This window comes from Sorangium sp. So ce145, assembly GCF_051525985.1.
Lineage (GTDB): Bacteria > Myxococcota_A > Polyangia > Polyangiales > Polyangiaceae > Sorangium > Sorangium cellulosum_B.
Map to the genome: position 1 here is coordinate 2,293,478 of NZ_CP150315.1, position 22,789 is coordinate 2,316,266.

The following is a 22,789-nucleotide window of genomic DNA, read 5'->3' on the forward strand; positions in this document are numbered from 1 at the left end:
GCTCTAGGCTTCCCCGCTTGCCACCATCTCCCTGAGCTCATCGCCGCTCAGGGTCTCGACCTCGTAGAGCCGGGCGGCGACGCGCTCGAGCGTCGGCCGGTGCCCCTGGATCAAAGCGCGCGCCCGCGCCTCCGCGTCCGCGAGGATCCGCGCGACCTCCGCGTCGATCGCGCGCGCGGTCGCGTCGCTGCACTCCCGCGGCCCTGCGCCGGACGGCATCGCGCCCTGCGCTTCGCCGAGGAACGACAGCGGCCGGCGCGGCTCGAGCGCCGAGAGCCCGAGCCCCTGGCCCATCCCGAGCTCGCGCACCATGCGACGCGCGAGCTCGGTCGCGTTGAGCAGATCGTCCTGCGCGCCGGTCGAGAGGTCTCCGACGGCCTCCTCCTCGGCGACGCGCCCGCCCAGCAGCACGACCAGCCGATCGAGGATCTCCTGCCGGCTCCACAGGTAACGATCCTCGCGCGGCTGCTGGATCGTGTACCCGAGCGCGCCCGGCCCCCGCGGCACGATGGACACCTTGCGCACCGGATCCTGCGTCGGCAGCAGCGAGGCGGTCAGCGCATGCCCCACCTCGTGGTAGGCGACGACGAGCTTCTCGCGCGCTCCGAGCCGCCTGCCACGGCGCTCGAGCCCCGCGAGCCCGCGCTCGATCGCCGCCTCCAGATCGCCGTGTCCCACCGCCTCCGCGCCGCGCCGCGCGGCGAGCAGCGCCGCCTCGTTGACGATGTTCGCGAGGTCGGCGCCGACGAGCCCCGCGGTCTGCGCGGCCACGGCGTCGAGATCCGCGCCAGGATCGAGCGCCACCTTCCTCGCGTGCACCGCGAGGATCTCCTTCCGTTCGGCGAGGTCGGGCCGGTCGATGTGCACCCGGCGATCGAACCGCCCTGGCCGGAGCAGCGCCGGGTCGAGGATCTCGGCGCGGTTCGTCGCGCCGATCACGACCATGGCCGTGTGCGCGTCGAACCCATCCATCTCGGTGAGGAGCTGGTTGAGCGTCTGCTCCCGCTCGTCGTGGCCGCCGACGGACCCGCCGAGGCCGCGCACCTTGCCGACCGCATCGAGCTCATCGATGAACACGAGGCAGGCCCCCTTCTCGCGCGCCTGCGAGAAGAGGTCGCGCACGCGCGCGGCGCCGACGCCGACGAACATCTCCACGAACTCCGACCCGCTTGCGCTGAAGAAGGGGACGCTCGCCTCTCCCGCGATCGCCCGAGCGAGCAACGTCTTGCCCGTGCCGGGCGGCCCCACGAGGAGCACCCCTCTGGGCATCCGCCCGCCGAGCTTCTCGTAGCGCTCGGGCGCTTTTAGGAAGTCGACGATCTCGCTGAGCTCCGTCTTCGCCTCGGCGTTGCCGGCGACATCGCGGAACGTCGCGATCGCGCCCCGCTCCTCGTAGAGCCGCGCCTTGTGCTTGCCGAAGGCGGTCGCGGCGCCCGAGATGGTCCCTGCCGTCGTCGCGCGGCGCGACGCGAGGTGGCCCATCGCCGCCAGACCGGCGAGCGGCAGCAGCAGCCAGAGGTACGGCGGCAGCCCCAGCTCGTCCGCGACGCGCGTGTACGGGATCCCTCGCCGGTCGAGATCGGCGAGCAGATCCTTCTCGGTCTGCTCGATGCGCCCCGTGCGGTAGCTCTGCGGCGCGCGCGCGCTCAGGCCGGACACCGCGCGTCCGATGTACATGTCGTCCCGGATCTCGATCTCGGCGAGCTCTCCGCGCTCCGCGAGCGAGCGGAAGCGCGCGTACGGGATCCGGTCGTCGGACGCCGCCATCACCTGAAGCAGCAACGCCGAGCCGAGCACCAGGACGAGAACAATCCAGAGCGACCGCATGCTCCCGCCTCCGCACGGACAGGCGAAATGGCCGGCGAGGCCGACCTGTCGTCACGGTGCGCCCTGCACGGAGCCTGCCAAGACGGCCCGTGCACCCTCGCGGCAAGCGCGGCAAGCGGACGGGGCGCTCGATCCGCGGCGCAGCGCCGAGCGCGCCCGGCGCGGCATGGACGCCCGGCGCGAGCCGATCAACCCTCGCTCCATGGGGAGAGCTCTTTTCTTGATCGTGGTCACGGGTCCGTTGTCGACGTTGCTGCTCGGGTGCGGAGGGGCCTCGCCGCCTCCGATCGAGCAGCCCGAGCCAGCGCGGTCGGAGGAGCCGTCGCTGACGGCCGAGCCCACGAGCGATGCCGCCCAGGGCGCCGAGGCGCCGGAGGCAGACGCGGAGCCCGGCGCCGCGGCGCCGGCGCCGCCGCGTCGCGACGACTCGGTGCCCGACGACTACGCGCTCATGCATGGCGACTGCGTGGATCTGGGCAAGCGGCTCACAGTGCTCACGCGCTCGGAGCAGGTCGCGGCGCTCAGCGCCAAGCTCACGGCGGAGCAGCGGGGCGAGACCGAGAAGAAGATCGACGCCGTCGCGGCCACGCTGGGGGAGCAGTACGCGCAGTCGTGCGAGCAGAACGTCGGCAAGAGCGTGGATCCGAGGTCGCTCAAGTGCGCGTTCGACGCGCGGACCGTCAAGGCGTTCGAGGCATGCCTCAACGCGCCGCCGCCGTCCAAATGACGCACCGGCGACGCGGCGAGCGGCGGATGACGGCGCGCTCGGCGGAGATATAATGGCCGTCTCCCATGGACGCTTCGCTCCTCGATGACCCCTGGATCGCCGCTCAGGTCGACGCCGCCGTGGCGCCTTACGTGGGGCGCCTGCCCGCGCACGAGATCGCGTGGATGCGCGAGCAGCTCGTGGAGGTCTTGCTGCACGACGAGGAGGCGAGCCGCCTCCTTCGGCGCGCGCATCCGCGCGAGGTCGACGAGAGCGGCGAGCGGGCGTTCGGGGTGCTCGGCGCAGCGGGGCGCGCCAAGGCGGGATAGCGGTGCGCACTCCGGAAGACCGGCTCCTCGCCGAGGGGCTCGACCTGCTTCAGCTGGTCGCGAAGCGCATCGCGCGCCGCCTGGGCCGCCGCATCCCGGTGGAGGACCTCGTCGCGCTGGGGCACCCGGCGCTGCTCGAGATCGTGCGGACGCACGATCCGAGCCGATCCACCTTCGAGGCCTACGCCAAGCGGAAGCTCCGGTGGGCCATCTTCGACGGCGTCCGGAGGGAGACGCGCTGGCGTTCCGCGGCCGCGCGGGCCAGCGCGCTCGCTGCGTCGGCGCGCTTCGCGGAGGGACGCGGGGCGGACGACGACGCCGACGCGCCTGCCACGCAGGAGGCCTACGCCGCGCGGCTCGGCGATCTGCTCGCCGGGCACGCGGCCGCGATGGCGCTCGGCCTGCTCTCGAGTCACGGGGACGTCGCCGCCGTCCCCGACGCCGCGGACGACCCGGAGGAGCGCGCCTCTCGCGCCGAGCTCGCGCAGGCCGTGCGCCACGCCGTGCGCGAGCTCCCGGAGCGCGAGCGCACCCTCGTGGAGCGCCACTACTTCGAGGACGAGCGCTTCGATCAGATCGCGCAGGATCTCGGGATCAGCAAGAGCTGGGCGAGCCGGCTGCACAGCCAGGCGATCGAGCGGCTGTGCGAGCTGCTCCGCACAGCGCGCTGAGGCGCGGGCGCCTCGCCGCCCGCCGGCGCATGCCGGTCAGCGCTGCCGGCTCTGGAACGAGCGGAGATACGGGGCCCGCTCGTCGTCGCTGACCGGCTCGTTGCTGATCACCCGGTGGTCGCGCGGCAAGAAATACACGAGCCGGACCGTCATGTGGTCCTTCGCGACGGTCAGCTTCCCCTTGCGACGGAGCTCCGCGGCCTCCTGGAAGCTCTGCGCCTTCGGATCGTAGGCGATCATGTGCAGATCGGACCCGAAAGGCGCGGGCAGCTCTTCCACCTCGACGATCTTGTAGATGCGGATCCCTCCGCTCTGCTCGGCGGCTGCGACCACGGCGCCGATCACCAGATCCTTGCCCGTCGGATCGGAGGTCTCGGGCACCGGGGGGGTGCGGTCACATGCAGGCGCGAGCGTCAGGATGCCGGCGCACACGGCGGCGAGCGCGATCGACCTCATGGGCGCTGAATAACATCGATGCCACCCGGCGCAAGCGGTGACCGCGCTGTTGCCCGGGTTGCGTTTTTGCGCGGGTTGCGCGGGTTGCGCTCTTACGCGGGTTGCGTGGTTGCGCAGTTGCGCGGTTGCACGGATTGCGCCGGGGCCTGCAGGCCGGGTGGGGGTCGCGGGCGTTGGTGGCGCGCTGCGACGTCGTCCGCCGCCTCGCGGCGGGGTCGTGGTAGACGGCGCGTTCGACACGGTGATCGGGAGCGATCCCTGGAGGAGTGCGATCATGCGACTCGAGGACACGAAGTTCGTCGTCACAGGTGCTGCCCAGGGGCTGGGTCGCCACTATGCGCTGCGGCTCGCGGAGCTCGGGGGCCAGGTCGCCGCCGGCGACATGAACGAGGAGGGGCTCGCGTCGCTCGTCGAGGCGAGCAAGGGGCTCGCCGGCAAGGTCCACGCGCGGGCGGTCAACGTGGCGGTGGAGGCCGAGGTGGAGGCGTTCGTCCGCTTCGCGCACGAGGCGATGGGCGGCCTGAACGGCCTCGTGAACAACGCGGGCATCCTGCGGGACGGCCTGCTCGTCAAGAAGGACCGCCAGACGGGCGCGGTCGTCAAGCTGAGCGCGGCGCAGTGGCAGGCCGTCATCGACGTCAACCTGACGGGGGCCACGCTCATGGTCCGCGAGGTCGTCGCGAAGATGATCGAGACCGAGCAGAAGGGCGTCATCGTCAACATCAGCTCCATCGCGCGCCACGGCAACCGCGGCCAGTCGAGCTACACCGCTGCGAAGAGCGCGCTCGCGGCGAACACGAAGACCTGGGCGCTCGAGTTCGCGCCGTTCGGCATCCGCGTCGGCGCCGTTGCGCCTGGCATGATCGAGACGCCCATGACGCAGGGCATGCACCAGAAGGCGCGCGACGCCTTGGTCGCCATGATCCCCGTGGGCCGCATCGGCGTACCCGAGGACATCTGGCAGGCCGTGCGCTTCGTGATCGAGTGCGAGTACTTCAACGGTCGCTGCATCGACGTCGACGGCGGCCTCACGATGTGACGCCGCCGCGCGGCCGACCGCCCCGCGGTGGGCGTGCGTTCGCGCCTCGCCTCCCGGCCGCGCTCGCGCGGCGTCGTCTTCCGCCGGTCTCACCGCCTGCATCCCTGCCCGATCCCTCTTCCATCGACGCTCCTCTGACGCTCGACCGACCGAGCGCTGCTCGGCGCGTTCGATCGCGCGCTGCTCGGCGTGCTCGAGCGAGCGCTGCTGGCTCGATCCACGGGGATTTCCGACCTCGATCCGACTCGGTGATCCGCCCAGGCGACATTCCCCTTGACGCTCCGATATTGAAAGCTATGTTCAATATCAATCCCACCCGTTACGTAGCCGGGGGTCTGCATGTACGTCTGCCTCTGCATGGGCGTCTGTGATCGAGAGATTCGTGAAGCGATGAGCGAGGGCGCCTGCTCTGTTTCGCAGGTCATGGAGTGCACGGGCGCCGGTACGCGGTGTGGCTCCTGTCGGCCGACGATCGCCGAGCTTGTCGGCGAGCGCGATGGCGCCTCGACGCCGCGTCGCCTGGTGATGGCGCCGGTCTCCAGCGCAGCTTGATCCTCCGGATTGACCGGCAACAGCCTCGATGCCCTGGTTTCCGTCGGAAGCGACGGCGGTGGCGCCTGTTTCCTTAGAAACTTCTTGCGCACCTCCGCGGACCTCGCGCATTTGTGCGGGGCGCTGGCGTCTTAGCCGGCGTCCCCCGCCTGACAGGGGCGGGGTCCGCATGACAGGCATGAGCGTGAGAGGGGTCCGATGAAGGGTGCAAAAGACGTCGTTGATGCGTTGAACGAGGTGCTTGCCGGAGAGCTCGTTGCGATCAACCAGTATTTTCTGCACGCGAAGATGTGTTCGCACTGGGGCTTCGTCACGCTCGCTGCGCACGGGCGCGCCGAGTCGATCGACGAGATGAAGCATGCCGATGCGATCATCGAGCGCATCCTCTTCCTCGATGGGCTGCCCAACCTGCAGCGCCTGGACACCCTGCACATCGGGCAGAGCGTGCCGGAGCAGCTCAAGAGCGACCTCGATCTCGAGTACCACGCGGTCAAGCGGCTCAACTCGGCGATCGCCCTCTGCCGCGACAAGGGGGATCGCACCAGCGAGGATCTCCTGGCCAAGATCCTCGAGTCCGAGGAGGAGCACATCGACTGGCTCGAGACGCAAATCGGGCTGATCGAGAAGCTCGGCGAGACCGCCTACCTCGCCCAGCAGATCCGCGAGTAGGGTAGGGTGAGGGCCGTCCCTCGCGCAGGGAGCGTTCCCCGTGCACCTTCTGGCGGCGGAGGTCGTGCTTGACGTACGATGCTCTGGACGCATGTCCAAGGGCGCCGCGGACGACCGTGCTCGCGCGCTTACGCGCCAGCGCGGCACGTCGGTCGTGATCGTCGCGCCGCGCTCGTTTCCCGGAGGAGGATGAGCGCGGCGGGGGAAATCCATGTCGAAGATTCTTGTCGTCGATGACCAGCGGAACATGCGGACCACGCTCGCGATGATGCTGCGTGGCGCCGGGTACGAGGTCGATGAAGCCGCGGACGGCAGCCAGGGCGCCGATCTGGGCGCCAAGGGGGCGTACGACGTCGTGCTCACCGACCTCCGGATGGGCGGCTTCGACGGGATCGGCGTCCTGCGCGCGGTGAAGGAGTCGAACGCGAACACGGAGGTCATCGTGATGACCGCGTACGGCACCATCGAGAGCGCAGTGGAGGCGATGCGGCTCGGCGCGTTCGACTACATCCAGAAGCCGTTCTCGGAGCAGGAGCTCCTCGTGAAGGTCGAGCGCGCGATCCAGAACCGGAAGCTCACCGGCGAGGTGCAGCTGCTCGCCAGCGAGTTCAAGGAGCGTTACCGGTTCGAGAACATCGTCGGCCGCTCGCAGGCGGTCCGCGAGGTGCTCGGCCGGATCGTCAAGGTCGCGCCCACCGACGCGACGGTGCTCATCACCGGCGAGAGCGGCACCGGCAAGGAGCTCGTCGCCAAGGCCATCCACGCCAACAGCAAGCGCGCCGACCGCCCGTTCGTGCCGGTCAACTGCGCCGCCATCAGCGAGACGCTCCTCGAGAGCGAGCTGTTCGGCCACGCGCGAGGCTCGTTCACGGGCGCGATCTCGGCGAGGAAAGGGCTGTTCGAGGAGGCCGACGGGGGCACGTTCTTCTTCGACGAGATCGCCGAGACCCCGCTCACCTTCCAGGCGAAGCTGCTCCGCGCGATCCAGGAGAACGAGATCCGCAGGGTAGGCGAGAACAAACCCATCCACGTCGACGTGCGCATCATCGCCGCGACGAACCAGGAGCTCCTGACCGCGGTGTCGGAGAAGCGGTTCCGCCAGGATCTCTACTACCGGCTGAACGTCGCGCGCTTCGTGCTCCCGCCGCTCCGCGCGCGTCGCGAGGACATCCCGATCCTCTGGGAGTTCTTCCTGGAGAAGTACAACCGCAAGATGAGCTGCCGCGCCCGCGCCGCGGACGGCGTCATCGAGGCGCTGACGCAGTACGACTTCCCCGGCAACATCCGCGAGCTCGAGAACATGGTCGAGCAAGCGGTGGCCCTCTCCGGCGGCGGCGTCATCAGCGTCGACGACGTGCTGCCCGCCGCGGTGCAGCCGAAGCGCGCGCCCGAAGCCGGCGGCAGGCTGCTCGCCGACGTCGTCGACTGCGCCGAGCGCCAGGCGATCGAGGCCGCGCTGCGGGAGTGCGACGGCAGCCGGGAGCGCGCCGCCGAGGTGCTCGGGATCAGCGCGACCACGCTGTGGCGCAAGATGACCCGCCTGACGATCACGTATCCTCCGGGCTGAAGCGGCGCCGGTCTGTCGAGCGCCTCCCGTCGCCCACCGGCCGGGCTCAGCAGCCCGTTCCCACGGCACACAGCGACCTCAGGCGGACCGCGCTCGACAGGCCGTGCTCCCTGGGCACCGCGACCTGCTGCCCATCGAGCTCAGCCTGCATTCCTCCGTTCGGGTCGTATGGATGTGGCCGCTCGATCCGAGCAAACCACCTGACTCAGCAGCAAATCAAGGGAGCTAGCCCACGCGAGCTTGCATATTTGCAATGATGCAGCGTCGGGATTTGCCTTAGTGCAATGAGGCGCCTGATGTAGACTGTGCTCTTCTGTTTCACTTTAGCGTCGGCAACCGCAACGCGTCGATTCGGGAACTTGGCCCGGTGATTGCTAGACAGGTAGGCGTATTGGATGGCGGCGCTCGCCGCAGGAGGACGCTTAATGGCCCGCATGCTGATCGTGGACGGTGAGAATTCCCAGCGTCGCGCTCTTTCGGCAGGGCTAAGCGTCGAGGGGTTCGAGGTCGTGTTCGCCGCCTCGTTCCAGGATGCGCTGCTCACCCTCGGCTCGTCCCCGATCGATGTGGCGATGATCGATCTGATGATGCCGGACCTGAACGGCCTCGAGCTCGCGCGGCACATCCGGCATGCGTTCCCGAGGGTGCGGGTCGTGCTCTCCAGCGCGTATCACCTCTCTGCGCGCCAGGTCGAGCGCGCCGACTGCGGCGCGGTGGCCTTCGTCCCCAAGCCTTACCAGGTGGGCGAGATCTGTCGCTTCCTCCGCGCCAAGACGAACGTGCTCACGCCCGCGTCGTGCTAGTAGCGCGGCGTGCGCTGCGAGCTGCTCGACTACGAACTCCCTGAGGCGCTGATCGCCTCGCGGCCCCCCGAGGAGCGCGACGGAGCGAGGCTCCTCCTGGTCGATCGCGGCCGCAGAGCGGGCGAGGTGGAGCACGCGGCGATCCGCGATCTCGACCGGTACATCGAGCGCGGCGCGCTCGTCATCGTCAACGACACGAAGGTCGTCCCCGCTCGTCTGTTCGGGAGGAAGCGCGGCACAGGCGGGCAGGTCGAGCTCTTCCTGCTGCACCGGCTGGACGGGGCGCCGGCCGGCGCGGAGGACCTCGGCGGAGGGCCGCAGGAGAGCGCGCCGCGGTCCGAGCGCTGGCGGGCGATGGGGCGCGCCTCCAAGCCGATACGCCCGGGATCGGTGCTCGATATCGAGCGCGACGGGGCGCTGGTCGCGGAGGTGCTGGAGCGCGCCGAGGACGGCGTGCTCACGGTGCAGCTCTCCTCGCCCGCGGGGCTGTCCGTCGCCGCCGCGATCGACGCGTACGGGCACGTCCCGCTCCCGCCCTACCTCGGCCGCGGCGACGACGCGTCCGATCGCGAGCGGTACCAGACCATCTTCGCCCGGGTCCCAGGAGCGGTCGCGGCGCCCACGGCGGGCCTCCACCTCTCGCCCGGCCTCGTCGAGCGGCTCCGCGCGAACGGGGTCGAGATCGCGAGCGTCACGCTGCACGTCGGCCTCGGCACGTTCCAGCCGGTCACGGTCGACGATCTCGACCTGCACCCGATGCACGCGGAGGTCTACTCGATCCCGGACGCGACCGCGGGCGCGATCGCGGGGGCGCGCGCGCGCGGCGCGCCGGTGATCGCGATCGGCACCACCGTGGTTCGCGCGCTGGAGTCGGCCGCCGATCCGGCCCGCGCAGGCCTCGTGCGGGCGCAGTCCGGGGAGACGCGCCTCCTCATCCAGCCGGGCTATCGGTTCCGCGTCGTCGACGCCCTGCTGACCAACTTCCACCTGCCGCGCTCGACGCTGCTCGCGCTGGTGTTCGCCTTCGCCGGACGCGAGCGCACGCTCCTCGCGTACCGCGCGGCGATCGACGCCGGCTACCGCTTCTACTCGTATGGTGACGCCATGTTGATCCGTGGGGTGGACGCGCCATGAGCCGGACGCCTGGCTTCTCCTTCTCCGAGCTCGCGAGGGACGGGCATGCCCGGACGGGCGTGCTCTCCACGCCGCACGGCGACGTGCTGACCCCGACGTTCATGCCGGTCGGCACCCAGGGGAGCGTGAAGACGCTGACCCCCGCCGAGGTGGCCGCGACCGGCGCGAGGATCGTCCTCGGCAACACGTACCACCTGTGGCTCCGCCCTGGCCCCGAGCTCGTCGCGCAGCTCGGCGGCCTGCACGCGTTCACCCGCTGGCCGCACGCGATGCTCACGGACTCCGGGGGCTTCCAGGCCTTCTCGCTCGCCGAGCGGCGCACCCTCGTCGAGGACGGCTTCGTGTTCCGATCGCACCTCGACGGCGCCCGCAAGGCGCTCACGCCCGAGGTCGCGATGGAGGTGCAGGGGCTGCTCGGGGCCGACATCGCGATGCAGCTCGACGTGTGCCCGCCAGGCGGGGCGCCGCGCCCGGAGGTCGAGGAGGCGTGCCGCCTGACGACGCGCTGGGGGAAGCGCTGCCTCGCCGCGAAGCGCCCGAGCCAGGCGCTCTTCGGCATCGTGCAGGGCGGCACCTCGGTCGCGCTGCGCATGGCGCACGCCGATGAGCTCGGCGCCTTGCCGTTCGACGGGCTCGCCCTGGGCGGCTTCTCCGTGGGCGAGCCGATCGCGATGATGCACGAGGTCGTCGCGCAGATCGGGCCGCACCTCGACCCGACGCGCCCCCGCTACCTCATGGGCGTGGGGACGCCGATCGACCTCGTGCACGCCATCGGCGCCGGGGTCGACATGTTCGACTGCGTGCTCCCCACCCGGAACGCGCGGAACGGGCAGGCGCTCACGCAGCACGGCAAGATCGTCATCAAGCAGGCCCGCTACAAAGAAGATCGTTCGCCGCTCGATCCGACCTGCGCTTGCCCGACCTGCACCGGCGGATACAGCCGCGCGTACCTGAGGCACCTCTACATGGCCGGCGAGATCCTGGTGCTGCGCCTGCTGACGGAGCACAACCTCCACCTCTATGGCCGCCTGATGCGAGAAGCGCGGGCGGCGATCGCCGAGGGGAGGTACGCGGCGTTCGCTCGCGCGTGGCTCGGCGCGAGCGACGCCGGTAATGCAAACGACGCGAACGAGACGGTGGGCGCAACCGAGTCGACCGAGTCGACCGAGTCGACCGAGTCGACCGAGTGACCCTACATCGTCGCCATGGCCTCTTCGATGCGTTCGCGGAGCGGGCGCAGCGGGCGCCGTCGCGCCGCCGGCGCATCGCCCGCGCTGCCCGGAGGGTTCCGGAGTAACATGGGCGGATGGTGAGCTCTCGCCTCTGGCGTCGGGACGCGCGCTCGGATCCGCGCGCATCGGGCGGCGTCCTGGCCGCGCTCGACCCGGCCGTATGCCCGAGCCGCCGGCGCACGAGCCCGAGCCGCTCGTGTCGGTCGGATGGCCGCCTTCGCGCGCGGGTCGCGTGCTTGCCCGCGCATTCCTCGTCCATTAGCCTTCGAACTCGGCCCGCGGAATGACGCAAGACGCCAACAAGAAGCCGCTCGGACGCATCCTCCTGCAGCAACGGGCGGTCACCCAGCCCCAGCTCGAACAGGCGCTCCTCGAGGCGCGCGCGAAGGGGGTGCCCCTCGCCACGAACCTCATCGAGAGCGGCACCGTCTCCGAGGTCGCTGCGCTGAAGGCCCTCTCCGAGCAGAGCGGCGTTCCCGGCATCGATCTCAACCAGGTCTGCATCAAGCTGAGCGACCTCTCCATCCTCCCCCGCGAGATCGCCGCCAAGCACAAGCTCCTTCCCGTGCTCGTGCGCGAGGATCGCATCCTCGTGGCCATGGCCGCGCCCGCCGACAAGAAGGTGATCGACGAGCTCGAGTTCGTGACCGGCAAGCGCGTCTTCCCGTACATCGCGCTCGCGGGCCCCCTCGTGCGGACCATCGCGGCCGCCTACGACATGAAGGAGCAGGGCGAGCCGTTCTACGTGGGCGCCAAGTGCCCGCCCGAGGTGCTGAAGCGGGCCGGGCTCGGCTCCACGGCGTCGTCCGCCTCCGAGGCGCCGCCCGCGCCCCCGCCCGCCCCTTCACAGCCTGCGCAGCCTGCGCCGCGCCGGCCTGCGTCCGCCGTGCCCCCGGGGACGGCGGCCCAGGCCCCGGTGGCCCAGGCTCCTGCGGCGCCTGCTCCCAGCGCCGCCCCGCCGCCGCCGCGGCCCGCGCCGGAGCGCCCGCGTGACGACGCGGAGATCTCGTTCGCCGATCTCACCGACGAGCCGAGCCCGCCTGCTGCCCCGTCGCCGGCCCGGCTCTCCTCGGCGGGGCCGCCGCTCGTCGTCGACGACGCCATGCGGAGGGCGGCCGCGGCCGACGAGCTCACGGACACGGATTTCGGCACCGCTGACCGCGATCTGTCCGTCGTCGAGTCGCTCCCGGGCGCAGGCAAGGCGCCGCAGGGCGATCAGACGACGATCCTGGTCGTCGACGACGAGCCGGAGATCCGGAAGCTGCTCCGTCGCATCTTCGAGGAGCGCGGGTACCGCGTGGAGGAGGCCGATCGCGGGCTCCTCGCGCTGCGCATGGTCAAGGAGAATCCGCCCGACGTGATGATCCTCGACGCCATGCTGCCGGAGGTGCACGGCTTCGACATCGCCCGCCGCATGAAGGGCACCCAGCGCTACGGCCACATCCCGATCATCATGATCTCGGCCGTCTACCGCGGGTGGCGGTTCGCGGAGGACCTGAAGTCGAGCTACGGCGTGGAGGCCTACATCGAGAAGCCCTTCCGCGTCGCCGACGTCGTCGCCGCCGTGGAGAACGCGCTCCAGGCGCGCTCGATCCGCGGCGATCAGGACCGGATCTCGGCGGAGGCGGAGCGCCTCCTCGCCGCGGGGATCGCGGCGTATCGCGCGGGCGATTTCGACAAGGCCGTGCGGCACCTGCGCGAGGGCACGGCGATCGACCCGCTCGCGTACCGGCTGCACTTCCACCTCGGCCTGCTCTACGGCAAGCAGGGGCAGCTCTACGACGCCATCCAGGAGCTGGAGACGGCGCTGCACATCAACGGCAAGCACTTCCCCGCGCTGAAGAACCTCGCCGTGCTCTATCAGAAGGCCGGGTTCCGCAACAAAGCCATCGAGACCTGGGAGCGCGCGCTGGGCGTCGCCCCCGATGACCCGACGCGGCAATCGATCAAGGAGCACTTGCTCGGGCTGCTCTGAGCGCCTAGCCCATGTCGTCTGGGGCCAAGCTGTCGTAGACTGCGCCATTCCACCGGCAGGCGCGTCCTTGGATGAAATTCATCTGCGATAACTGCAAGGCCAAGTACCAGATCGGTGACGAGAAGGTCGCCGGCAAGATGGTGCGGATGCAGTGCCGGCGATGCGGGCACCTCATCCAGGTCAGCGCGAGCGTCACCGAGAGCTCCGTGGCGCGTGCTCTCCCGGTCGAGCCGCCGCGCGAGGCGGGCGACGAGGCGCACGCCGCCCCTCCGAGCGACGAGGCGCCGGCGGTGGACGGGGGCGCGGCGAGCCCGTTGAAGCCGCCGCTGGCTTCGTCGCTGGGCCAGGGCGCCGCGCCGGCGCCGCCCCGGCCGACATCCCAGGCCCTGCCGCGCCCGGCGGGCGCTCCTCGACCTCCGGTCGCGCCGCGCGCTGTCCCCGGACCGGCGTCGAGCCCGCGTCCGGCGACCGCACCGCAGGCGGCCCCTGCAGCCCGGGCTGTGCAGCCGGCGCCCGCAGCGCCGGCTCGTTCCCCTGCGCCTGCCGCCAGGGCGGCGGAGCCCACGCCGCCGGCGGGGGCCGCCGGCGCGTTCACGCGCGCGATGTCCAATGACCGCCCGCTCGGGAAGGCGCCGGCCGTGCGCGCCACGTCGAGCGAGGACTGGTACGTGGGGGTCGGCGGCGTCCCGCTCGGTCCGGTGCGGCTCTCGGTCATTCGCGACAAGGCGCTCGCCGGCGCGGTGGACGGCGAGTCGCTCGTCTGGCGCGAAGGCTTCGATGAGTGGCAGCCCCTCAAGAACTTCCCGGAGCTGCTCGAGATCGTCACGCAGGCTCAGTCCACCCGCCTGTCCCCGCCCGCGCGTCGCATCAGCACCACGGGCTCCTCTGTCGGTCAGCTGCAGGCGTCATCGGCGAAGGCGCCCGCCTCGTCGAGGGTCCCTGCGCTCGGGGGGGCCGCGCCCGCGCGCCCGGCGACGCGCGAGCCGGAGCCTCCTGGCCTGAACGAGCAGGCCCCGGCGGTCGCCGCCTTCACCGCGGCGGGGACGCCCGCTGTGTCGGCCCCGCTGCCCGCGCCGGTCGCGTCAGCTACGTCCGTTGCGTCCGTTGCGTCAGCTACGTCCGTTGCGCGCGTCACCCCGGTCGCGCCAGCAGCGAGCGCGCCGGCCGCATGGCCAGGTGCGCCGGCAGGCGCCGGGCGGACCCACGCCGCGGGCGCTGCGCCGGTGGAGGTGCTCGCCGATCCCTTCGCGGCCGATCGGACGGCCCCCGCCGCGTTTGCGCCCGGAGCCGAGCTGGCCGCGTCCGCCTCGACCGAGCTCGCCCGTGGGGCCGGCGGCCTGGGCGGGTCGCCGTCTGCGGCGTCGCCCGCGGGTGGCCTGGCCGCTGGGGTAGCGCGCTCTGCGACGGCGCCAGCAGGCGGAAGGCTGACCGCGGGGGGCTCGCCCGCCGCGGCAGGGGCCCTCTCCGCCGCGGAGCCCGCACCTCTGGTGGCCACGCCCGGCAGCCTGGTGGAGACGGTCGCGCCAAGGCGGAGATCGGGCATGAGCCCGCTCGCATACGCCTTCATCGCCATGGCCGCGGCGTTCGGTGGCGTGTCCGCTTTCGTCCTGCTCTCCCCGAAGCCGCAGCCCGTGCAGGTCGTGACCGCCCCCGCGCCGCAGAGCCAGCCGGCCGATTTGCCCACGGCGGCCCCGCCGCCGCCGCCGCCCGTCGAGCCGGACGCACCTGCACCGGCCGAGACGGCTTCCGCCCGGCCAGAGGTCGCTCCGACGGGCAAGGCGGGCGGCGTCGCGAGCCAGCGCCCTCCGCCGGACAAGCCGGTCGCTCCATCGGCCTCGGCTCAGCTCGACCGGTCCGGGTTCGGCGCTGGGGTCCCCGGCCCCTCGTCAGGGCCGGGCAGCCAGGGGGCCAGCGCCAGTTTGACCCCGCTTTCCCAAGGGGAGATCTCCGGCGTCGTCGAGTCGAACCGCCCCAGCGTCCGCCGCCACTGCTGGCAGCCCGCCCTCGACGCGCGCGCCAGCAACGCGGCCAGCACCGCCAGGGTCTCCGCTTCGGTGGTCATCGCCGCGTCGGGCGCCGTCCAGTCCGTCTCGGCCGGCGGCTCGGAGAAGGATTACCCCGGCCTGGCGAGCTGCATCGCCTCCCGGATCAAGTCCTGGCGGTTCCCTCCTTCCTCGGGTTCCACCCCCGTGACGATTCCGTTCGTCTTCGCCGCGCAGTAAGCCCGCTGCTCAGCGAAGAGGCACCCCTGCGGCGCGAAGGCCGCTCGATCGGGCGCTTCGCTTTACGTCTGCCCAGGCAGGCGGTAATCGACGCGCTCATGGCAGAGCGCAAAGTCCGAATCCTCGTGGCGAAGCCCGGCCTGGATGGCCACGACCGCGGCGCCAAGGTCGTCGCCAGGGCGCTCCGCGATGCGGGCTTCGAGGTGGTCTACACGGGCCTGCACCAGACCCCCGACATGATCGCCTCCGCCGCTGTGCAGGAGGACGTCGACGCCGTGGGGCTGTCGATCATGTCCGGAGCGCACAACACCCTCTTCCCCGCGGTTATCGAAGCACTCCGGAGCCGCGGGGCCGAGGACATCGTGGTGTTCGGTGGGGGCATCATCCCGGACGAGGACATCGCGCGGCTCCAGAACGCCGGCGTGAAGGGCGTCTTCACCCCCGGGACGACCCTGAAGAGCATCGTGGAGTGGGTCCAGACCAACGTGACCCCCCACAGCTGACCGCCGCCGCGACGCGCGTCCCCACTCTCCCCCACCGCAGCGCGCGTCCCCGCTCTCCCCCACCGCGGCGCGCGTCCCCACTCTCCCCCACCGCGCTCCTTCCCCGTCCTGTTTCGCCTCAGCCGCAGGCTCGCTGAGCCCGTCCGGTAACCCGGCTACGCACCCGTTCGCCCGGCCGCGAATCGACGTGCTCAGGGCGGCGATCCGTCTTGCTTGCTTTCCGTCTTGCCAGCGTCCGCCCGACGCGTTCCAGCCTACCTCCGAGCGGCTCCCCACTTCCTCCCACGGCACTTCCCGGAAGCCATTTGTCGATAAATCGCGCTGTTTTGTGAGGTGCGACCTTGAGGGTTTATGTCCTACATAGGTGGCGGATGAGGTCCAGAAATCTCCCAAACTGTTGACACTCGGCACCTCACTCCGTAGCGTGGCGGAGCTTCGTGGGAAGAAGTGGCAGAGAATGTCACGACGCGGCGTGCGCCCGGTGGAGCAACGCGTCGCCAACCCCTCGGCGGGACGGACCAGCCGGAGCTGGGGTCGATGAGCACGATGTTTCGCGGTCACTTCGAGCACGCGATCGACGCGAAGGGGCGCACGAGCCTCCCTTCGCGCTTTCGGGACGTGCTCGCGGCCGCGAACGACCTGCGGATGGTCATCACCCCGGCCCTCTTCGACCCCTGCCTGCACGCGTATCCGATGAAGGCCTGGGAAGAGCTGGAGGCGAAAATTGCAGCACTTCCACAATTTGATTCGAACGTGGTCGCCTTCCGACGCCGTTACCTGTCCGCGGCCGTCGAGTGCGACCTTGACAAGCAGGGCCGGATCCTCATCCCGCCGTCCCTCCGCGAGCACGCGGACCTCACGAAGGACGTGCTGTGGGCGGGCATGGGCCAGACGATCGAGCTCTGGTCGCAGGAACGGTGGAAGGCCGCTCAGCAGATGAGCGAGGTCGAGCTTCAGAGCTTCAAGAACGCAATCGCGGAGCAGTTCCGCCTATGAACGTCGTCAATGTAGTCCCCATGCACCTGCCTCCTCCGCCGCCGCGCCCGCGCGGCGAGCAGCACGTCTCCGTCCTCGGCCGCGAGGTGCTCGCCGCGCTCTCGCCGGTCAGCGAGGGCGTCTACGTCGACGCCACGCTCGGCGCCGGCGGCCACACCGCGACGATCCTCGAGACGCCGGGCGCCCGGGTCATCGGGATCGATCGCGACGAGCGCGCCCTCGCCATCGCGCGCGCCCGGCTCGCCCGCGCGGGGGATCGGGTGACCTACGTTCACGGCGAGTTCTCCGAGATCGAGCGGCACCTCGCGGCCCTCGGCGTCCCGCAGGTGGACGGCCTCCTGGCCGACATCGGCGTGAGCTCCATGCAGCTCGACGACCCGGGCCGCGGCATGAGCTTCCGCGCGGAGGGGCCGCTCGACATGCGGATGGACTCGAGCCGTGGCGAGACGGCGCTCGAGCTCATCGAGCGGCTCAGCGACGAGGAGCTCGCGGATCTCATCTACCGCTACGGCGAGGAGCGCCGCAGCCGGAGGGTCGCGCGGTGCATCAAGCAGGCGGCCGACAGCGGCGAGCTCGTTACGACGCTCGACCTGCGGCGCGCCGTGGTGCGCGCCGTCGGGCCGGCGCGCATCGGCGGCGTCGATCCGGCGACGCGCACGTTCCAGGCGCTGCGCATCGCGGTGAACGGTGAGCTCGACCAGCTCGAGGCGCTGCTCGAGGCGGCGCCCAGGATCATCGCGCCGGGCGGCGTGCTCGCCGTGATCTCGTTCCACTCGCTCGAGGACCGCATCGTCAAGCGCGCGCTGCGCGAGCCCGAGGTCTGGGAGCCGCTGACGAAGAAGCCGGTGACCGCGGGCGACGACGAGGTCGAAGGCAACCCGAGGGCCCGCAGCGCAAAGCTCCGCGCCGCGCGGCGCGTGGGCGGGGCGGAGGCGCTCGCGTGACGCAGCAGCGTCCGTTCCTGATCCTGTGGACGCTCGCGGTGGCCGCGACGGTGGCGGCCTTCGTCGTGCACCTCGCGCTGCGAGGGCGCACGGTCGATCTGGGCTACAAGCTCGGGCGAGCGCGCGCCGAGCAGGCGCGGCTGCGCGAGGTCAAGCGGGTGCTCTCGCTCGAGGCGGCCAGCTACGAGACGCCGCAGCGCGTGGAGATGGTCGCCCGCTCGCTGCTCGGCATGACGCCGCCCCCGCCCGAGCGCGTGATCCCGGTGCGGGGCTACTCGGCGCCGGCCGGCGAGCGCGAGCCCGAAGGCGAGGAGTCCGGCAGCGCGCCGCCGAGCGGAGGGCGGCCGTGAAGAACCTCGATCCCCGGCGCGCGCGGTGGATCCGCATCCGCATGGGGCTGCTCTGCGGCCTCATGGCGCTCGGCCTGGGCGGCGTCGTGTCCGGCGCCTACCGCATCGAGGTCGAGGACGGGGACGCGTGGTACGACCTCGCCGAGCGGCAGCGCCAGCGGCGGCTCCACATCACGCCGAAGCGCGGCACCATCTACGACCGGAACGGCGCGCCGCTCGCGGAGAGCGTGGAGGTGCCCAGCGTCTCCGTGGACGCGGTCGAGATGCTCCGCGGCATCGAGGAGAAGTACGTCCCGATGCGGATCCAGCAGTACGCGGAGCGCATCGCGCAGGCGCTCTCGCTGCCGCTCGAGGACGTCGTGGAGAAGCTCGGCCGGCGGCGCCGCTTCGCCTGGCTCAAGCGCCGCATCTCCGAGCAGGAGGTCGAGAACGTCCGCGCGCTCGGGGACAGGACGCAGCGCTACCCGGTGCGCGGGCTCGTGATCGAGGGCGAGGGGCGCCGCTTCTACCCGAACCGCGAGCTCGCCGGCCCGCTGCTCGGCTTCGTCGCCACCGACGGCGAGGGCAAGGAGGGGATCGAGCTCAGCCTGGAGCACGAGCTCCGCGGCAACGCGTCCGAGGTGCGTGGGCTCCGCGATCGCTCGGGCCGGCTCATCTTCTCGGAGGGGATCGAGGACGAGCAGGCGCTCGCCGGGCACAACGTCCACCTGACGATCGACAAGGGCATCCAGTTCACCGCCGAGCGCGAGCTCGAGGCGGCGATGAAGACCTACGAGGCGCTCGGCGGATCGATCGTGGTCGTCGATCCGGAGAGCGGCGAGATCCTCGCCATGGCGAGCGCCCCGGGCTTCAACCCGAACGACTACTCGCAGAGCGATCCGGGGGCGCGGCGCAACCGCTGCGTCGTCGATCGCTTCGAGCCCGGCTCCACGATGAAGGTGTTCGCCATCGCGAGCGCGATCGCGGCGAAGAGCGTCTCCCCCAGCGCGACCATCTACTGCGAGGAGGGGAACATGGCGATCGACAACGTCGTGATCCACGACACGCACATTCACAAGTGGCTGACGGTGCCGCAGATCCTCGCCCAGTCGTCCAACATCGGCACGGCGAAGATCGCGCTCGGGCTCGGCGAGCAGCGGCTCTACGAGGGCTTCCGGCGGTTCGGCTTCGGGGACCTGACCGGCGTGCCGCTGCCGGGCGAGTCCGTGGGCGTGCTGCGGCCGCGCGGCCGCCCCTGGGTCCAGGTCGAGACGGCGGCGGCCTCGTTCGGGCAGGGGATCAGCGTGACCACGCTCCAGCTGGCGATGGCCACGGCGGCGATCGCCAACCACGGGCGGCTGCTCGAGCCGATCCTGGTCAAGCGGGTCACCGACGGCACGGGCGTCACGCTCTCGGAGCCGTCGCCGCGCGTGCGCCGCGACGCGGTGCCGGCGCCGATCGCGCGGATGATGTCGGAGATGCTCGTCGCGGTGACGGAGGGGAACGGGACCGGCGTCGAGGCCGCGATCCCGGGGTTCCGTGTCGCGGGGAAGACGGCCACCGCGCAGAAGATCGATCCCGCGACGGGCAAGTACACCGACACCCACTACGTGGCGTCGTTCGTCGGGTTCGTCCCGGCCGAGCGGCCTCGGATCGCCATCGCGGTGGTGCTCGACGAGCCGATGGGCGGCACGTACGCCGGCGGCTCGGTCGCGGCGCCCGTCTTCCGTCGGGTCGGTGAGATGGCGCTGCGCTACCTGGGCGTTACCCCGCGCGGGAGCGTGCCGATGAAGCTGTCGGAGATCCGCGAGCAGTCCGGCGAGGACCTCGCGGCGAGCACCTACCAGGTGCTGAGCGAGGCGCGCGCCGCGGCCGCGCCGATCTCGACGGGGGTGGTCACGCCGTCCGCGCCGCTCAAGGCGGGGGAGCTGCGCGTCCCCGATCTGACGGGGCTGCCGCAGCGCGAGGCCGTGAAGAGCGCCGCCGCGCTCGGGCTCGATCCGAGCGTCGAGGGCACGGGGCGGCTCGCGCGCCAGGAGCCTCCGCCCGGGACCGTGCTGCCCAAGGGAGCGCCCCTGAAGCTCATCTTCGAGCCCCCCACATGACGGAGCACGATCACAAGGAAGCCAGCCTGGCCGAGGTCGAGCTCGCGCTCCGCCTCGGCGACGTGCTGCGCGAGATCCCGGGCGCCGCGCTCTCTCCGGCGGGCGCCGAGGACATGGTCGTGACGGGCGTGCACCTCGACTCGCGCAAGGTGGGGCAGGGGGACATCTTCGTCGCGCGCGCGGGCGCGCGCGCTCACGGCGAGCGCTTCATCCCCGAGGCCGTGGCGCGCGGCGCGCGGGCGGTGATCGTCGCCCGCGGGAGCGCGGCCGACACGCTCGGCGCCGCGCGCGTCGAGGTCCCCGACGTGCCGCTCGCGCTCGCCCAGGCCGCCGCCGTGGTCTACGGACACCCGACCTTCACGCTCGAGGTCGTCGGCATCACCGGTACGAACGGCAAGACGACGACGGCCCACCTCGTCCAGGCCTGCATCGATCGGTGCGGCGGCCAGGCCGGGATCGTCGGGACGCTCGGCTACCGCTTCGGCGATCTCGATGTCCACGCCTCGCACACGAGCCCCGAGGCGGACGAGCTCGCCCGCGTCGCCGCCGCGATGGTCGCCCGCGGCGCGACGCACCTCGTGATGGAGGTGTCGTCGATCGCGCTCGCGGCGAAGCGCGTCGACGCGGTCCGGTTCCGGATCGCCGTCTTCACGAACCTCACGCAGGATCACCTCGACTACCACGGCACGATGGAGGCGTACGCGGCGGCGAAGGCGCGCCTGTTCGTGGATCTCGGCCCCGGCGCCGCGGTCATCAACGTCGACGATCCCTTCGGGCGGCAGCTCGTCGAGATGCTCGCCCCCGGCGGGCTCTCGCGCCCGACCGCGGCGACGCTCGCGCGCTACTCGGCGGAGGTGGGCGCGGGCCCGGACGCCGCGGAGATCGCCCCCGTCGAGCTCGCGCACAGCGCGAGCGGCACGTTCATCCGCGCCCGCACGCCCGCCGGCGAGGTCACCATCCGCTCCCACCTGCTCGGCGCGCACAACGCGTCGAACCTGCTCGCCGCCCTCGCCGTGGCCTACCTGCTCGGGTTCGACGTCGGTGACGCCGCCGCCGCGCTCTCGTCTCCGATCCAGGTCGCGGGCCGCCTGGAGCGCTGTGATGCCCCCGGCGCCGACGACGTGATCGTGCTCGTCGACTACGCGCACACGCCGGACGCGCTGGCCCGCGTGCTCGCGAGCGTGCGCGCCCTCGGCGGCGGGCGCGTCCTCTGCGTCTTCGGGTGCGGCGGCGACCGCGATCCGCTGAAGCGGCCGCAGATGGGCGAGGCGGTCGGCCGCGCCGCCGACGTCGCCATCGTCACCAACGACAACCCGCGGAGCGAGGACCCGCGCGCGATCGCCGACGCCATCCTGCCGGGGCTCGCCGCCGGGCGTGCGCGCGTCGTCGTCGAGCTCGATCGGGCGCGCGCGATCGAGCGCGCGGTGCTCGACGCCGAGCCGGGCGACGTGGTCCTCATCGCCGGCAAGGGCCACGAGCCGTACCAGATCATCGGCGGCGTCACGCTGCCGTTCGACGATCGCGACGAGGCGCGGCGCGCGCTCGCCGCGCGGCGCGCGCGCGCCCTCGGCGAGCGGCCGTCGCACGGAGGTGCGGGGTGATCTACGAGCTCTTCTACCCGCTCAAGTTCCACTACGGCTGGCTGAGCTGGCTCAACGTCCTCCGCTACATCCCGTTCCGCACGATCATGGCGACGATCACCGCCATGGTGCTGACGTTCGTGCTCGCGCCGTGGTTCATCCGCGAGCTCCGGCGCAAGCAGATCGGGCAGGTGGTCCGCGCCGAGGGGCCGGAGACGCACAAGATCAAGGCGGGAACGCCGACGATGGGCGGCGCGCTCATCCTGCTCTCCCTGCTGCTCCCCACCGTGCTGTGGGCCGACCTCAGGAACCCCTTCGTCCTCGCGACGACGGCCGTCACCGCGGGCTACGGCGTCATCGGCTACCTGGACGACTTCCTCAAGATCAAGCGGCGGAACAGCGGCGGCCTGCCCGGGCGCTACAAGCTCATCGGCCAGGTGCTGATCGGCGGCGCGGCCGTGGCCTACACGTTCCTGCTCGCGTCCAAGCTCCCGCCGGACTGGGCGGAGATCAGGACGCGGCTCGCGATCCCGTTCGTCGCGTTCTCGAAGTACCCGATCGAGCTGCCGCTCTACGTCTACATCCCGTTCGCCGTCTTCGTCGTGGTCGCCACGTCGAACGCCGTGAACCTCACCGACGGCCTCGACGGCCTCGCGATCGGCCCGGTGATCATCAACGCGGGGACCTACCTCATCCTCGCGTACATCGTCGGCGCCTCCATCGCGAGCTTCTCGCTCGCGACCTACCTCGACATCCCGGCGATCGCGTCGGCCGGCGAGCTGTCGGTGTACTGCGGCTCGGTCATCGGCGCGGGGATCGGGTTCCTCTGGTACAACACGTACCCCGCCCAGGTCTTCATGGGGGACGTCGGGTCGCTCGCCCTCGGAGGCGGGCTCGGGATGCTCGCCGTCTTCACCAAGAACGAGCTCCTGTCGATCATCCTCGGGGGGATCTTCTTCATCGAGACGGTCAGCGTCATCACGCAGGTCCTCTCGTTCAAGCTCACCGGCAAGCGCGTCTTCTTGATGGCGCCGATCCACCACCACTACGAGAAGAAGGGGTGGGCGGAGCCCAAGATCATCGTCCGCTTCTGGATCATCTCCATCCTCCTGGCGCTGGTGTCCCTGGCGTCGATGAAGCTGCGGTGAGG

At 71.5% G+C, this 22,789-nt stretch carries 21 protein-coding genes; 19 read left to right on the forward strand and 2 right to left on the reverse strand.

All coding sequences use genetic code 11. The features are described from left to right. Nucleotides 1-3: 3 nt before the first annotated feature. Nucleotides 4-1,827, reverse strand: coding sequence for an ATP-dependent zinc metalloprotease FtsH (gene ftsH / locus WMF34_RS08670; RefSeq protein WP_012234276.1), 1,824 nt, complete (start codon nucleotides 1,825-1,827; stop codon nucleotides 4-6). A 202-nt stretch (nucleotides 1,828-2,029) separates the two neighbouring features. On the opposite strand from ftsH, the gene WMF34_RS08675 reads away from it, so the two are divergent. The 3 genes from WMF34_RS08675 to WMF34_RS08685 all read left to right on the forward strand — a co-directional run bounded on the left by WMF34_RS08675 (nucleotide 2,030) and on the right by WMF34_RS08685 (nucleotide 3,533). Beyond that, entirely contained in the window at nucleotides 2,030-2,554 is a 525-nt protein-coding gene (locus tag WMF34_RS08675) for a hypothetical protein (RefSeq protein WP_437992994.1), read from the forward strand. Between the two features lie 65 nt (nucleotides 2,555-2,619). Then, complete coding sequence (locus tag WMF34_RS08680; RefSeq protein WP_012234278.1) at nucleotides 2,620-2,862, forward strand: hypothetical protein; 243 nt, start codon at nucleotides 2,620-2,622, stop codon at nucleotides 2,860-2,862. Nucleotides 2,863-2,864: 2 nt separating this feature from the next. Further along, nucleotides 2,865-3,533: a sigma-70 family RNA polymerase sigma factor gene (locus WMF34_RS08685; RefSeq protein WP_012234279.1), complete on the forward strand. Its 669-nt coding sequence runs from the start codon at nucleotides 2,865-2,867 to the stop codon at nucleotides 3,531-3,533. Between the two features lie 36 nt (nucleotides 3,534-3,569). Here WMF34_RS08685 and WMF34_RS08690 read toward each other — a convergent pair whose 3' ends face one another. Further along, complete coding sequence (locus WMF34_RS08690) at nucleotides 3,570-3,989, reverse strand: hypothetical protein (RefSeq protein WP_044964354.1); 420 nt, start codon at nucleotides 3,987-3,989, stop codon at nucleotides 3,570-3,572. 274 nt (nucleotides 3,990-4,263) lie between these two features. Between WMF34_RS08690 and WMF34_RS08695 the strand changes: the two genes are divergently transcribed. The 16 genes from WMF34_RS08695 (at nucleotide 4,264) to mraY (ending at nucleotide 22,787) form a co-directional block, all read left to right on the forward strand. Then, a complete protein-coding gene (locus WMF34_RS08695) occupies nucleotides 4,264-5,028 on the forward strand; it encodes an SDR family oxidoreductase (protein WP_012234280.1) in 765 nt (254 codons plus the stop codon). Nucleotides 5,029-5,367: 339 nt separating this feature from the next. After that, nucleotides 5,368-5,580 (forward strand): (2Fe-2S)-binding protein, encoded by a 213-nt coding sequence (locus tag WMF34_RS08700; RefSeq protein ID WP_012234282.1) that lies wholly within the window; start codon nucleotides 5,368-5,370, stop codon nucleotides 5,578-5,580. A 198-nt stretch (nucleotides 5,581-5,778) separates the two neighbouring features. Further along, nucleotides 5,779-6,249 (forward strand): bacterioferritin, encoded by a 471-nt coding sequence (gene bfr, locus WMF34_RS08705; protein WP_012234283.1) that lies wholly within the window; start codon nucleotides 5,779-5,781, stop codon nucleotides 6,247-6,249. 211 nt (nucleotides 6,250-6,460) lie between these two features. Next, complete coding sequence (locus WMF34_RS08710) at nucleotides 6,461-7,816, forward strand: sigma-54-dependent transcriptional regulator (protein ID WP_012234284.1); 1,356 nt, start codon at nucleotides 6,461-6,463, stop codon at nucleotides 7,814-7,816. A 395-nt stretch (nucleotides 7,817-8,211) separates the two neighbouring features. Then, a complete protein-coding gene (locus WMF34_RS08715; protein WP_231864750.1) occupies nucleotides 8,212-8,619 on the forward strand; it encodes a response regulator in 408 nt (135 codons plus the stop codon). Between the two features lie 9 nt (nucleotides 8,620-8,628). Further along, entirely contained in the window at nucleotides 8,629-9,753 is a 1,125-nt protein-coding gene (gene queA / locus WMF34_RS08720; protein ID WP_437992995.1) for a tRNA preQ1(34) S-adenosylmethionine ribosyltransferase-isomerase QueA, read from the forward strand. Beyond that, a complete protein-coding gene (tgt, locus tag WMF34_RS08725) occupies nucleotides 9,750-10,943 on the forward strand; it encodes a tRNA guanosine(34) transglycosylase Tgt (RefSeq protein ID WP_437992996.1) in 1,194 nt (397 codons plus the stop codon). Before queA ends, tgt begins: the two co-directional genes overlap by 4 nt. 325 nt (nucleotides 10,944-11,268) lie before the next feature. Next, nucleotides 11,269-12,960: a response regulator gene (locus WMF34_RS08730; protein WP_012234288.1), complete on the forward strand. Its 1,692-nt coding sequence runs from the start codon at nucleotides 11,269-11,271 to the stop codon at nucleotides 12,958-12,960. A 71-nt stretch (nucleotides 12,961-13,031) separates the two neighbouring features. Then, nucleotides 13,032-15,182 (forward strand): GYF domain-containing protein, encoded by a 2,151-nt coding sequence (locus WMF34_RS08735; RefSeq protein WP_437992997.1) that lies wholly within the window; start codon nucleotides 13,032-13,034, stop codon nucleotides 15,180-15,182. A 98-nt stretch (nucleotides 15,183-15,280) separates the two neighbouring features. Continuing rightward, on the forward strand, nucleotides 15,281-15,685 hold the full coding sequence (locus WMF34_RS08740) for a cobalamin B12-binding domain-containing protein (RefSeq protein ID WP_012234290.1): 405 nt from the start codon (nucleotides 15,281-15,283) through the stop codon (nucleotides 15,683-15,685). A 537-nt stretch (nucleotides 15,686-16,222) separates the two neighbouring features. Beyond that, a complete protein-coding gene (gene mraZ, locus WMF34_RS08745) occupies nucleotides 16,223-16,681 on the forward strand; it encodes a division/cell wall cluster transcriptional repressor MraZ (RefSeq protein WP_012234291.1) in 459 nt (152 codons plus the stop codon). Next, entirely contained in the window at nucleotides 16,678-17,625 is a 948-nt protein-coding gene (rsmH, locus tag WMF34_RS08750; RefSeq protein ID WP_012234292.1) for a 16S rRNA (cytosine(1402)-N(4))-methyltransferase RsmH, read from the forward strand. Before mraZ ends, rsmH begins: the two co-directional genes overlap by 4 nt. Continuing rightward, entirely contained in the window at nucleotides 17,622-17,975 is a 354-nt protein-coding gene (locus tag WMF34_RS08755) for a cell division protein FtsL (RefSeq protein WP_012234293.1), read from the forward strand. Before rsmH ends, WMF34_RS08755 begins: the two co-directional genes overlap by 4 nt. Further along, nucleotides 17,972-20,059 carry a penicillin-binding protein gene (locus tag WMF34_RS08760; RefSeq protein ID WP_437992998.1) on the forward strand — a complete coding sequence of 696 codons (2,088 nt, stop codon included), beginning with the start codon at nucleotides 17,972-17,974 and terminating at the stop codon, nucleotides 20,057-20,059. The genes WMF34_RS08755 and WMF34_RS08760 overlap by 4 nt, the downstream gene beginning before the upstream one ends. Further along, nucleotides 20,056-21,660, forward strand: coding sequence for a UDP-N-acetylmuramoyl-L-alanyl-D-glutamate--2,6-diaminopimelate ligase (locus WMF34_RS08765; RefSeq protein WP_437992999.1), 1,605 nt, complete (start codon nucleotides 20,056-20,058; stop codon nucleotides 21,658-21,660). The genes WMF34_RS08760 and WMF34_RS08765 overlap by 4 nt, the downstream gene beginning before the upstream one ends. Continuing rightward, nucleotides 21,657-22,787: a phospho-N-acetylmuramoyl-pentapeptide-transferase gene (gene mraY, locus WMF34_RS08770; RefSeq protein ID WP_012234296.1), complete on the forward strand. Its 1,131-nt coding sequence runs from the start codon at nucleotides 21,657-21,659 to the stop codon at nucleotides 22,785-22,787. The genes WMF34_RS08765 and mraY overlap by 4 nt, the downstream gene beginning before the upstream one ends. Nucleotides 22,788-22,789 lie beyond the last annotated feature (2 nt).

Coding starts and splice junctions, on each gene's coding strand:
- ftsH (WP_012234276.1), bottom strand. CDS start 1,827: ATGCGGTCGCTCTGGATTGTTCTCGTCCTGGTGCTCGGCTCGGCGTTG.
- WMF34_RS08675 (WP_437992994.1), top strand. CDS start 2,030: ATGGGGAGAGCTCTTTTCTTGATCGTGGTCACGGGTCCGTTGTCGACG.
- WMF34_RS08680 (WP_012234278.1), top strand. CDS start 2,620: ATGGACGCTTCGCTCCTCGATGACCCCTGGATCGCCGCTCAGGTCGAC.
- WMF34_RS08690 (WP_044964354.1), bottom strand. CDS start 3,989: ATGAGGTCGATCGCGCTCGCCGCCGTGTGCGCCGGCATCCTGACGCTC.
- WMF34_RS08695 (WP_012234280.1), top strand. CDS start 4,264: ATGCGACTCGAGGACACGAAGTTCGTCGTCACAGGTGCTGCCCAGGGG.
- WMF34_RS08700 (WP_012234282.1), top strand. CDS start 5,368: ATGTACGTCTGCCTCTGCATGGGCGTCTGTGATCGAGAGATTCGTGAA.
- bfr (WP_012234283.1), top strand. CDS start 5,779: ATGAAGGGTGCAAAAGACGTCGTTGATGCGTTGAACGAGGTGCTTGCC.
- WMF34_RS08710 (WP_012234284.1), top strand. CDS start 6,461: ATGTCGAAGATTCTTGTCGTCGATGACCAGCGGAACATGCGGACCACG.
- WMF34_RS08715 (WP_231864750.1), top strand. CDS start 8,212: ATGGCGGCGCTCGCCGCAGGAGGACGCTTAATGGCCCGCATGCTGATC.
- tgt (WP_437992996.1), top strand. CDS start 9,750: ATGAGCCGGACGCCTGGCTTCTCCTTCTCCGAGCTCGCGAGGGACGGG.
- WMF34_RS08730 (WP_012234288.1), top strand. CDS start 11,269: ATGACGCAAGACGCCAACAAGAAGCCGCTCGGACGCATCCTCCTGCAG.
- WMF34_RS08735 (WP_437992997.1), top strand. CDS start 13,032: ATGAAATTCATCTGCGATAACTGCAAGGCCAAGTACCAGATCGGTGAC.
- WMF34_RS08740 (WP_012234290.1), top strand. CDS start 15,281: ATGGCAGAGCGCAAAGTCCGAATCCTCGTGGCGAAGCCCGGCCTGGAT.
- mraZ (WP_012234291.1), top strand. CDS start 16,223: ATGAGCACGATGTTTCGCGGTCACTTCGAGCACGCGATCGACGCGAAG.
- rsmH (WP_012234292.1), top strand. CDS start 16,678: ATGAACGTCGTCAATGTAGTCCCCATGCACCTGCCTCCTCCGCCGCCG.
- WMF34_RS08765 (WP_437992999.1), top strand. CDS start 20,056: ATGACGGAGCACGATCACAAGGAAGCCAGCCTGGCCGAGGTCGAGCTC.